Source organism: Flavobacterium salmonis (assembly GCF_903819435.1).
In the GTDB taxonomy this organism is placed as follows: domain Bacteria; phylum Bacteroidota; class Bacteroidia; order Flavobacteriales; family Flavobacteriaceae; genus Flavobacterium; species Flavobacterium chungangense.
Map to the genome: position 1 here is coordinate 66053 of NZ_CAIJDP010000066.1, position 12563 is coordinate 78615.

The 12563-nt window shown below is 34.4% G+C and carries 9 protein-coding genes; 1 reads left to right on the forward strand and 8 read right to left on the reverse strand.

Annotated elements, in window-relative coordinates; translation table 11 throughout:
• Positions 1–67: 67 nt before the first annotated feature.
• A complete protein-coding gene (locus FLACHUCJ7_RS09595; protein WP_031453993.1) occupies positions 68–1000 on the forward strand; it encodes a DUF3078 domain-containing protein in 933 nt (310 codons plus the stop codon).
• A 129-nt stretch (positions 1001–1129) separates the two neighbouring features.
• Here FLACHUCJ7_RS09595 and hflX read toward each other — a convergent pair whose 3' ends face one another.
• The 8 genes from hflX to FLACHUCJ7_RS09635 form a co-directional block, all read right to left on the reverse strand.
• Positions 1130–2359, reverse strand: coding sequence for a GTPase HflX (gene hflX, locus FLACHUCJ7_RS09600; protein WP_031454005.1), 1230 nt, complete (start codon positions 2357–2359; stop codon positions 1130–1132).
• A 162-nt stretch (positions 2360–2521) separates the two neighbouring features.
• Positions 2522–3385 (reverse strand): hypothetical protein, encoded by an 864-nt coding sequence (locus tag FLACHUCJ7_RS09605; RefSeq protein ID WP_031454006.1) that lies wholly within the window; start codon positions 3383–3385, stop codon positions 2522–2524.
• Positions 3386–3681: 296 nt separating this feature from the next.
• Complete coding sequence (locus FLACHUCJ7_RS09610) at positions 3682–5034, reverse strand: DUF5689 domain-containing protein (protein WP_180908743.1); 1353 nt, start codon at positions 5032–5034, stop codon at positions 3682–3684.
• Positions 5035–5054: 20 nt separating this feature from the next.
• Positions 5055–7892 (reverse strand): carboxypeptidase-like regulatory domain-containing protein, encoded by a 2838-nt coding sequence (locus FLACHUCJ7_RS09615; protein ID WP_180908744.1) that lies wholly within the window; start codon positions 7890–7892, stop codon positions 5055–5057.
• A gap of 302 nt (positions 7893–8194) precedes the next feature.
• Positions 8195–9412, reverse strand: a complete 1218-nt coding sequence (locus tag FLACHUCJ7_RS09620; RefSeq protein ID WP_180908745.1) for an MFS transporter — start codon at positions 9410–9412, stop codon at positions 8195–8197.
• 111 nt (positions 9413–9523) lie between these two features.
• Positions 9524–10087: a DUF4256 domain-containing protein gene (locus FLACHUCJ7_RS09625; protein ID WP_031454010.1), complete on the reverse strand. Its 564-nt coding sequence runs from the start codon at positions 10085–10087 to the stop codon at positions 9524–9526.
• 126 nt (positions 10088–10213) lie between these two features.
• Positions 10214–11257: a Gfo/Idh/MocA family oxidoreductase gene (locus FLACHUCJ7_RS09630; RefSeq protein ID WP_180908746.1), complete on the reverse strand. Its 1044-nt coding sequence runs from the start codon at positions 11255–11257 to the stop codon at positions 10214–10216.
• Between the two features lie 76 nt (positions 11258–11333).
• Complete coding sequence (locus FLACHUCJ7_RS09635) at positions 11334–12404, reverse strand: NADH:flavin oxidoreductase/NADH oxidase (protein ID WP_180908747.1); 1071 nt, start codon at positions 12402–12404, stop codon at positions 11334–11336.
• Positions 12405–12563 lie beyond the last annotated feature (159 nt).

Genomic DNA, 12563 nt, shown 5'->3' on the forward strand with positions numbered 1-12563 from the left:
CCCAATAAACTCTCGGGCTTTAGCGTTTTTAGTACTATATTTGTTAATACACTTAAACTAAACAACCATGAGAAAGATACTTGTATTACTCTTCGTTTTAGCAAATTTAGCTTTAGTTCAGGCACAAAACACCGAAAAAGAATTAATTCAGAATACTGAAAAAGCAGTTAAAATTATAAACGATACTGTTGTAGATGAAGGCTGGAAAACCAAAGGAACCGTATCACTGTTGTTAAATCAATCGAGTTTCAACAACTGGATTGCAGGAGGAGAAGACAGTTTTTCAGGGACTCTTGGAATTAATTACGACTTCAATTACAAAAAAGACGATATAACCTGGGATAACAAAATTCTGGCTTCTTACGGACTTTTACAGACTAAAACGGCTGATTTCGCAAAAAAGACAGATGACCGTTTAGAATTTAACTCTATTGTAGGTAAAAAAGCTTTTGGAGAATGGTATTACTCCTATTTTTTGAATTTTAGGACACAGTTCACAACAGGATATATTTATGGTCAGGATAGTAACGGAAAAGAAATCAGAACCGAAAGTACTAAGTTTTTGTCTCCGGGTTATCTGACTACTGGTCCTGGTATTTACTGGTCAAAAGATGCCAATCTAAAAATAAACTTTGCACCGTTAACCTCAAAATTCACTTTTGTAGATAATGCTTACACTTCAGGAACTGGTTACGTAGATGGAACTTATTTTGGAGTCGATGCCAATAAAAGTGTACGTTACGAATTAGGTTTTTATTCCTCGATTTATTACAAACTGGCTATTATGACCAACGTAACTGCAGAAAACACCCTGAATGTTTATTCAAACTATTTAGAAGATCCACAGAATGTTGATATGGATTACTCTTTAAATATCATTATGAAAGTTAATAAATATCTATCAGCCAATTTTTCTTTCCAGGCCATTTACGATGATAATGCTTTCAGGGGATTTCAAACCAGACAAGTTTTTGGACTAGGGATTAGTTTCGGATTTTAAAAGTTTTAAAAGCAATAATAAAAAGGCTGCTGAAAATTTTCAGCAGCCTTTTGTTATTATATATTGTATCTGGTTTATACTTTAATAAAAATATAAATTATTTTTTTGCACTTACAATATCAGGAATTTTTATTCTTCGTCCTTCTCAATTGCATCCTTGTAATCCGGATACAGGAATTTATTATAAGGAAATCTCGTAATATGAATCTGTCGGACAGCTTCGTAAACCCTTTCCCTGAATTCTTCGAAATTCTCTTTATTGGCAGCCGAAATAAAGAGAGCATTATCTTCGCCTAAACGATGCATCCAGGTTGTTTTCCACTCCTCAAGTGTAAAATGTCTTGGCGTCTTTTCAGTCATTAAATCATCTTCATCAATCGTCAGATGTTTGTAAGCATCAATTTTATTGAAAACCATAATAACCGGTTTTTCATGTGCTTTAATATCCTGCAAAGTCTGATTTACAGAGGCAATATGATCTTCAAATTCAGGATGCGATATGTCTACAATGTGTAGCAATAAATCGGCTTCGCGAACTTCATCAAGTGTGCTTTTAAAAGAATCTACCAATTGAGTTGGCAATTTTCTAATAAAACCTACCGTGTCCGAAAGTAAAAATGGCAGGTTTTTAATCACCACTTTTCGAACCGTAGTATCTAAGGTTGCGAACAATTTATTCTCAACAAAAACATCGCTTTTGCCAATAGCGTTCATCAAGGTTGATTTTCCAACATTGGTATAGCCCACAAGAGCAACTCTGACCATCGCACCGCGATTGCTTCGCTGAACACCCATTTGTTTATCAATGGTTTTGATTTTATCTTTCAGAAGCGAAATTCGGTCACGCACGATACGTCTGTCTGTTTCAATCTCAGTTTCACCCGGACCACGCATACCAATACCCCCTTTTTGGCGCTCAAGGTGTGTCCATAGACCAGAAAGTCTTGGCAGTAAATATTGACATTGTGCTAGTTCTACTTGTGTTCTTGCATACGATGTTTCGGCTCTTTGAGCAAATATATCCAGGATAAGATTGGTTCTGTCCAGAATTTTACAATCTATAATTTTAGAAATATTTTTTTGCTGCGATGGCGTTAATTCATCATCAAAAATTAAAGTTGATATACTGTTTTCTTTTACAAAAAGATTAATTTCATCTATTTTTCCCGTACCAACAAAAGTTTTAGGATTCGGGCGTTCCATTTTTTGCGAAAAGCGTTTAATCACTTCACCACCGGCGGTAAAAGTCAAAAACTCTAATTCATCCAGATATTCGTTAAGTTTTTCTTCACTTTGATTTTGAGTTACAATACCAACAATAGCTGTTTTCTCAAAATTTATAACTTCTTTTTCTAACATAGCTTTGAATAAGTTGCAAATTTAATGATTTGTAAACTACTAACACTTATAGAATATTGTTTTTAAGTTCTATTTAAGAAATTGTTGCAGACCTTGTATAAAAACAAAACCATTTAGAAAATTAATTCTCTAAATGGTTTAAAGTAAACTGAAATACAGTGTTTATTCGTAAATAAATGTTTTTTCTGTTTTTACAATTCCGTTTTCTTCAATTTGAGAGCATGAAATAGGAAAATTTAATTTATTGTATTTGTACTTTCTGCTTACGGCAACTAAAGCAGTAGAAGTAGGGCTGAAATTTACTTCATTATTATAAGATATTGTTTCAAAGCTAAACTCATTTTCATGATATGAAATCATTGGAACAATAATTTTATAATTATCGCCAAATAAATTCTGAACGATTAACTGATCTACAGACTTTTTATCATCAAAAGTATACGTTTTAGAGATCTTATCTCCAACAAGCCCCTTATGTTTTGATACGTTGTCATTTACATAGACATATTCAATTTTACCAATAATGGCCTTATTTCTGTCACGTGAGGTGCGTCTTACAATAATGCCGTTTTCTACAATATATTCAATATCTTCAAGGATATTCTGGTGATTTGTACTTTTCTTTGTTATAGCTTTTATTCTTGCTCCATCGTATGAAAAGGTCACGGTTTTAGTTATGTAGTCATTACCTTCGTGATACTTGTTTACAAATTTTGTAATATTGTTATCTGCGTTATAAGTGTAATTAATAACTTCTTTCCAGTCGCTCCCAATTTTATCCTTCACGGTCATATCCAATAATCCATTTTTATTGTAAAAGAATTTCTGAATAACATCTGAAGTTGTGATGCTTTCAATTTTTCCGTCTTTAAAAAGAACTGTTTTGTTTACAATTTCACCGTCTTTAGAATTTTGGTAATTTGTTTTTACAATGTTAATTTGTTTTAAGCGAACTGGGCTGTCCTGACTGTGTAATAAACTGGTAGAAACCATTGCAATGATGGCAAACAAGTAGATTTTTTTCATATGTATTTCAATTGATTTGGGACGACCAAAATACAAAATTCTATAAAAAATTAACAATTTATGATTAAAATAATTTTTAAAATTAATTCATAAACCATTTGTACTTTGTAATCTATTATATTTTCTAAATTTTAACTGGTTTATTATTGATTTTAAGGGTGTTTATTATTTTGGTTGCTTCTTTAAAATACAGATTAAAAAATTTATTAACTAACTTTATTTGTTTTTGGATTACAATTAAACAAAGCTATTAACTACCAACTTGAATTAATTATTATTTGATGTTTAGTTATTAGCTAATTTTTTTCTCCAAACATTTTCACATCGTCCACCATAAATGCTCCGTTAAGTGTCTTGTCTTTTCCTGATCCTGTATATTTAAATGCAATATTTACATTTCCTGAATAAGCAGATAAATCAATTCCACCGGAACTCATAAACTGGCGTGTTGGTGTAGAAAGTGATGCTACTTTTGCGTCTAGTTTTATCCAGGTGGCTTTGGTTACATTTGATCCGTCAAAATTGGTTGAGATGTAAACTTCTAAAGTGTTCAAAGCCGAATCGACTTTTAAGTCATGTTGTGCACTTCTAAAAGACAATACCGTATTTTTATATTGAGTTAAATTAATTTTTGGCGTTACCAGCCAGGCAATATTTTGTGCAGCTGTTGTGCTTGTAGTGTTAAATTCTGCATAACCGTTTCCGGCGGTAACCATAGTTCTCCATAATTTTGAAGCTTTTTCTACGATATTGCTCCAATCGGGTAATGCAAAATTGACATTATTGGTAACCGTTTGAAAATCTTCGGTAAAAAAAGGAATATTGCTTTTTCCATCCATAACAACATCTTTTTCTGAACGGATCATTAATTGATAATCGGAAGCATATTTGGTTAAAATTCCGCGTACTTTTCCGCTGCCTTCAGGAACTAAATGGTCTGAAAAATCAGCAAAACTACTGGTTCTGAAAATGATCTGATTTCCGGATTTATCTCTTAGTCCCCAGTTGGTAGATCCTCCAACATTATTCGCCTCTTCAAAATAATGACGGCCAATAGCTGCTTCCAAAAACTGAACGTCAGACAATTCAATAAGCGTGTTTAGTTTACTGTCGTCTAAAGCTTCTTCAATAGAAATTGAATTGACTAATTGATCTTCATCGAGCATCGTACACGAAGCATGTACTACTTTTTTATAATCATTTTGAGAAATTCTTCCTACCGAAGCGGCTCCTGAATTGCCTTCATATAGACTTCCAATTCGCATTCCTCCATAAAATAAATCGGTAAACTGGTCTTTTAATTTGATGTACACTTTATTTCCAACACGATAATCTATAAAAGTGTTTGTCGCATCTATAGCAACGCTGAATCCAACAGCTGGCTTGGTGTCTGTCGCCAGAGTCTGAAGATACAGGATTTTAAAAAAGTTTCCGTTTTCATCACTTGAAATTACATAAGCTTCAATTATATCATCGTAAACATATTTTGTAGCAGTAATCGTTGCCGTTTTCAGCACATTTTCAACGGTTCTGTTTACGATTAAATCAGGCTGCGTGCATTCTAATTTTGGAATGTTGACATCATCATTGCAATTACAAAAAAGGAATAGGAATAATATTGATATGAAACTTTTATTGCTGTTTTTCATTTGAAAAAAGGATTTTTAAATTATAAATTAATAGTCATATTGACAAAATAAGTTCTTCCGTAGCCATAAAAATATTTGGGTCCAAAAGAAGGAGTTCCGCTGGAAACATCCTGATTCAATTCTCTGAAGTTTGAATTTCTTGCCTGCTCAAACCCGCCTGTTTTATATCTAAAATCAACTATATTGTTAACACTGGCAAAAAGTCCGATTGTTTTATTGTAAATGCGCCAGGATTTTCCACCGGTTATATTTAAGAGGGATACCGGATTTAGTTTTTCTTGTTTTAACAGCATTTTTGCCCGTTCTTCTGAAGCCTCGGGAAAATTAAAACCACTGGCAGGATTGGTATAAAAACGGGAGGTTCTTGAAATTGGAGAAACATCGACATAACTGTTTGTAATGTAATTGAGATTAGCAGAAATCCACCAGAATTTAGGATCACGATATTCTATTCCACATGAAAAAGCCTGTTGCGGCATACCGGATTGTTTGTAATTTTTGAGTAAGGATTTACCAAAATCAAATGTGTTTTCTGTATCTGCAACCGCTGCATTGGCATCATTGGTAATCAAAACATTTGGATTGCTGCTATAGGTGTAACTTCCGTAAGCCGCTGAGAAAATACTTTTAAGAGTAGATGAAACCTGATATTCAAGGCTTAACTCGGCACCGATGTTTTTCTTGTCTAAATTGGTCAGTGTCTGACTCACAAAAGCATCTGTATTGTCATAGCCGGCTCCGTCATCAAAAATTCCTTCGGCATAAAAGAAGGATGTTTTTGTGGTATTTTTTATCAATGCATAATAACCTGAAATACGCATTTTTAGTTTTGGGGAATGGTAAACATAATTGAGATCAGCACTACTTATAGTTTCGTTTTCGATTCCGTTTACAATTGAATTGTTTAGTCTCGAATTAGAAAAAGTATTTCGGAGAGAAGGCGCTTTGGTTTGATGCATTCCACTAAAAAGAAGCCATTGTTTTCCTGAAATTTTATAGTTAAGTCCGCCTTTGAATCCGAAATTTTCAAAATTTGCTTTTTCGCTTTTGCCGAATGAATTGTCCGGATAAATGCCGTTTTGGTATAAACCTTCTCTCTGGTATTTTGAAGTTGAAAAAGAATTTCCTAAGTAAAAATCGACTTTTCTGTACACAAATCGAAACTGCGTAAAAGCTTCTGCCGTTGTAGCATAAAAATTAAAATTATAGCCATAAGTATCACCGGTTTTTACCTCACGATCCGGGTTTTTTAGATCCGATTGAGATTGGTCTCCTATATAAAATAAATCAATATCCTCAAAATATTCACCGCCTAATAAATCCAGAAGATTCTGAAAATTATGTGATTTTAGATTTTTAAAAAGTATTCCTCCGCTAAAAAAAATGTTTTCTGTAAGCTGCGTAGTAAGGTTTGAGTTAAACGCTAAAGTTTTGTCGTCGGTTCTGTCTTCATAAAGAACATAATGGCTTTTTGAAGGTTCATATCCAGTAATGATTCCTTCCTTATTAACGACAGCTTTTTGATTGGCTTTGTACATTGCATCCCAGTTAATCTGCGAATTTTCTAAAAACAAGGTTTTACTTATTGCCGCATTTTCGTAATCAGGAGTAAATTCTCCCGAAAATTCTCCATTGTCGGCAGCATAAAGTGAACTAAAATAACTGGGCAATTTCCTGTAATAAGTTGGGTCAGGACTGTCTGCATTTTGATAATCAATATTACTGTTACCGATTTTTCCGAACTGATACATAATTGCTGAGGTTAGATTGGTTCGGTCATTGATTTTAAAATAATGATTGAGCATCAGCAATGGTTCTTCGACATTTTTTACTCTTGCATTTCTTTTTTCACCATTTTGATAGCCCCAATAAGAATTGTATTTCTCAGATTTTAGATTAATAACTTCATTAGTATTTGGCGAGTTTTTTCCGCGGGCATTTGGGGTGTAAAAACCCGTAAAGTTTAAAGAATGTTTTGGGTTCAATTTTTTCTCGACACTTATAAAAAAAGAGTTTGCATTATAATTCGTTCCTTCAAAATAGCCTTCGCCGGCCCAGCGTTTTCCAACAGAAAAGACATACGCCCAACCAGAGGTTTTCATTCCTGAAGCATAGGTAACCATGGTTCTCCAGCTATAATTTGTATTGGTTCCCGAGAAAGATATTCGGGTTCCTTTTCTATAAGAAGATGCCTGTGTAAAAATTTGCTGAGTACCTAAAATACCTCCAAAAGTATAGTCGGAAGGAGCTGCACCTATTGAAAAGTCCTGATTTCTGAGTACATCATTCAATCCACCCCAGTTATTCCATTGTGGTCTGCCGTCAAAAATTTTATTCATTTTCATCCCATTAAGCATCATGGTTGCGTTTTCACTGTCTAATCCACGAACACTGAATCTTGCCTGACCCCAGTTGAATGCTGCTGCCTGTAAAAATGCATCTCTCGAAGATTGTAAAAGTCCGGAGGTAGTTTCAGAAGAGGTATTATTTTCTTCTAAATCGCTTTCTAAAAGCGAAATAATAGTTGTTTGTAAATTTTCTGTTTGATCTTCTTCTAATACTAAGATTCCGAGATTTACTTTTTGCCCAAAATTGGAATTAACTTTTAGTAGTAAATCTTTATAACCCTGAGTGTGTACTAAAAGTAATTGCTCACCAGGAAGAACTGAATGCAGTTCAAATGTTCCGTCTTTTTTGGTGAGTTGCATCAATGTTGAATTTTGAACACTGACTACGGTGTTTTCTAATGGACTTTGAGTTTTAGAATCGATAACCAGCCCTGAAAAAATAGTTTTTTCCTGAGCAGAAGCAATTTTGAAAGTTATAAATAAAGTAAGAACCAATAATTTTTTATGCATGAAACCAAATTTGTTTAAAAAAACCCTTTTCCTGTAAAAGGAAAAGGGTGTAAATAGTTTTTTGACTGAAACTTTGAATTTTCAGAAATTTTAGTCAAAAAAATCAAATTGAGTTTGGAAATATAAATGATTGAAAATAAGAGAATTAGTGGTATTAAAATTTTTCAAACATTAATAACTTTAAAGTTAGGTGTGAATTATATTACAAAGATACTACAAAAATACTTTTTATTTGTTTTTTCCTGTTAAAAATTACTTGTATGCAGAATTATCGTCCTATAAAATTTGAGAAATGATTTAGATTATGCTGATACTTTTATTTTAGAAACCATAAAAGCAATCAAAACACCAAAGATTCCAATAAAGGCAAAAGAAAATTTAAGCCCTAAGGTTTCTGCAACATACCCAATAACAGGAGGACCCATAAGAAATCCAAGGAAACTGACACTCGAAACTATCGTTAAGGCTTCGCCTGCTGACACAGTAGGGTTTTTACCTGCAAGGCTGTAAACGGTAGGGACTATAGTAGAAACACCCAGACCAATAATCATAAAAGCAATTGTACAAGGTATAATGTAAGGAAAGAAGACAGCCGTAAAAAGACCCAAAGAAATCATGCAGCCACTAATTTGCATGACGCGTTTTCGGCCAAATTTATTATTCATGGCATCTCCGATAAAGCGTCCGCTGGCCATCATAATCATAAAAGAAGTGTAACCTAAAATTACTAAAGCACCCGGAGCTTTTACGATATCTTTAAAATAAATTCCGCTCCAGTCAAACATAACGCCTTCGCTTGCCATGCTGCAAAAACCAATTATTCCGAGCCATAATAAGGAGCTATCTGGTTTGGTAAATAATTTTTTACCTTCTTTAGCAGGTTTGATTTTTTCTTTTGCTTTAACCAAAAATTTAAAATTGAAAGCAACCATCAACAAAACAACAATTCCTACAATTATAAAATGATGGTAAGGAGTTAAATGAAGTGATAGCATACCCAGCCCTACCAAAGCGCCTGTAAATCCGGCAAAACTCCACATACCGTGAAAGGATGACATGATATTTTTTTTGAAAAGTGTTTCAGTATAAACGCCCTGAGTGTTCACGGCAATATTAGCCAAGTTTCCAAATATACCAAAGGTGAATAATCCCAAGGAAAGCTGAAGCGCACTTGCTGCCAGACCTAAATTGGTCAGGCTGAAAACATACATGATTAATGAGAAAATCAAAATGCGGTGACTTCCAAATTTAGTTACCATTTTGCCCGAAAAAGGCATGATAATCAATTGTCCGACCGGAAGTGCAAAAAGAACAGAACCTAATTCTCCCTCGCTTAAATGTAAAGCCGTTTTAATATCCGGAATTCTGCTTGCCCAGGTGGCAAAACTCAAACCCATTCCAAAATAAAACATTCCAACAGCAAAACGAATTCTATTCAAATAGGAAGCTTTTGCCTCACGATAGACTTTTTTGATTTTTCCTTTGGTTTGGAATAAGGCTAATGGATTGAAATCTATCACAGAAATACATTTTAAATTTGTATATACAAAGGTACGGAATTCCTATTTTAAAGTTAAAGAACAACGAATTGTTTATTAAATATACAACGTTATTGTTTATAAATTGTGAATTTAAACCCTTAGTGCTCCCCGAAAACCTCTTGCAGCATAATACGATTCAGCTCCGTTGTGATACACAAAAATAGTTTCATAACGATAATCGCAAAAAAGCGCACCGCCAAGTTTTCTAATTTCAGGAGGCGTTTTTATCCAGCTGGAACTTTTTTGGTCAAATTTTCCAAGCTTTTGTAATTCCCTGTATTGTTCTTCGGATAAAAGTTCAATGCTCATAGCGGCAGCCATGTCAATAACATTGTTTTTTGGTTTGAATTCTTTTCTTGATTCTTGTGCTTCACTGTCAAAACAAACACTTCTGCGTCCTTTTGGGCTTTCTGCAGAACAGTCAAAAAAAATGTATTCGTATGTTTTTTCGTCAAAGCTTACAACATCCGGTTCGCCTCCGGTTTTCTCCATTTCATTAAGAGACCACAATTTTTCAGGATTAGATTCCAGTTTTATCTGCACTTTGTCCCAATCCATATTTTGGTGACGGTTTATGTTTTTCTCAAAACGGGTTTTTAGAGTTTTAAGCAGCTGATCACGTTCTTCCGGTAACAATTCTTTTTTGTTTTTCATGACAAAAAGGTCTTTTAGCAAGTTAGTTTTAATTGAAATTCAGTTGTCAGGCTGAGCGGAGTCGAAGCCCTTTTAAGATCAAAACCTTCAATTCTGTTAAGTGCGGCAATAATTTCTATATAACATTTATTGTAAATTAATAATTTTTTTCTGCACATTACTCTCAATCGCGGCTTCAATAACCTGCATTACTTTTACACCGTCCTGAGCGGTAACAGGTTCCGGTTTATTATTTGAAATGGCATTGTAAACACCATCAAAATATTCAAAATAATTGCCCTGAAGTGTTTTGATTTTTTCACGGATTGGTTTTCCATCAATTTCGGTGTGCAAGAGTCCTTCAAAACCGTCTAATTCTGTTCCCCAGGAGTCACGGTTTGGTTTTTTACCTATTTTGAGTTCGTCTTCCTGAACATCGCCACGCTGTTTTAAAAAAGAACCTTTTTTACCGTGAATGGTATAAGCAGGATGTGCTTCTCTCACAAAAAAACCAGCTTTTAAACGTACCCTGAAATCTTCATAAATCAATAACAAATCGATCCAGTCATCTACTACCGAGTTTTCTCTGGTATAACGAATATCTGAAAAAACAGATTTTGGAGAACCAAACAGACAAACGGCCTGATCAATTAAATGAGGCCCTAAATCTTTGAGGATTCCGGCTCCGTCATTGACAGTTTCTTTGTGAGCTTTTGGACTTAATATCGGATTGTATCTGTCAAAATGAAATTCGGCTTCAACCAGATCTCCCAAAACGCCATCGTTAATTACTTTCTGGATCGTTTTAAAATCGCTGTCCCATCTTCTGTTTTGAAAAACAGCCAGTTTCAAACCTTTCTCTTTGGCAATTTGAGCCAGTTCTTCAGCCTCAGCTACGGTTGTAGTAAATGCTTTTTCAACAACGGCATGTTTTCCGGCCAGAAGCACTTTTTTAGCATATTCAAAATGAGTTCCAACAGGCGTGTTTACAATAACCAAATCTACATCGTCTGCCAATAATTCATCAATTAAAGGATAACTTTTTACAGTTGGATAATCTTCCTGAATCAGTTTTTTGCTTCTTTCCCATGAACCTAATAATTCAAAACCGGGATGAAGATCTAAAAAAGGAGCGTGAAAAACTTTTCCCGACATTCCGTATGATAATAGTGCTGTTTTTATTTTTTGCATTGTTATATGTTTTTTTCTGCTACGTATCCACGAATTTATTTTAAAAACTATAATTCGTAAAGCGTGGCTAATAAATTTATAGTTTAGCTCTTTCGTATTGTTTTGGCCATTGAATATTGTCGTTTAATGCAGCGGCGAAATCTAATGGCAGGCGTGGATTTCTTAGTGATTCTCTGGCAAACAAAATTAAATCGGCCTGACTGTTATTTAAAATTTCTTCAGCTTGTTTGGCTTCGGTAATCAAACCAACTGCTCCGGTTAAAATATTAGCTTCTTTTTTTACTTTTTCTGCAAAAGAAACCTGATAACCCGGGGCAATAGCAATTTTTTGATGTGAAACCAATCCGCCGGATGAAACATCGATTAAATCTACTCCTTTTTCTTTTAATAGTTGCGAAAGCTGTACAGATTCTTCAGGATTCCAGCCTCCTTCCGCCCAGTCTGTCGCTGAAATTCTGACAAACAAAGGCCAATCTGAAGGCCACTCTGTCTGAACGGCTTCAACAATTTCTAAGGTAAAACGAATTCTGTTTTCAAAACTTCCGCCATATTCATCTGTTCTCACATTCGTTAAAGGCGATAAAAACTGATGTAATAAATAACCATGTGCGGCATGGATTTCGATAACCTGATATCCGGCTTCAACGGCTCTTTTAGCAGCGTTTTTAAAATCAGAAATCACTTTTTGAATTCCGGTTTTATCTAAAGCTTCCGGAAGAAATGGCTCATTTTCGTGATAGGGTATTGCGCTTGGAGCGACAGTTTGCCATCCTATATTTGATTTCTCTAACTTTTTATTTCCCAGCCATGGAGCCGAAACACTGGCTTTTCGTCCTGCATGAGCGAGTTGGATTCCCGGGATCGAATTTTGAGAAACTATAAATTCATTTATTTCTTTTAGTTTTTCGATGTGCCCGTCTTTCCAGATTCCCAAATCTGCCGGAGAAATCCTGGCTTCGGGAGAAACGGCTGTAGCTTCCTGAATAATCAAACCTGCGCCACCGCTGGCCCGGCTTCCTAAGTGAACCAAATGCCAATTATTTGCAAATCCCTCTACTGCAGAATATTGGCACATTGGCGAAATAACAATCCGGTTTTTGAACGTAATATTTTTTATAGTAAGTGGTGAGAATAATAATGAAGCCATATCTGTAACTTTTAATGGTTTTATGCTACCAATTGAATAGGATAGCGATTAAAAAGTAAAGTTAAAGCATCTTTGTAAAAGTAGAAATTCAAATGTTTATTAATTAACAAACATTTAAAACCTTATGTATTATATTGCGCTGTCAAATTAAAATAGAAA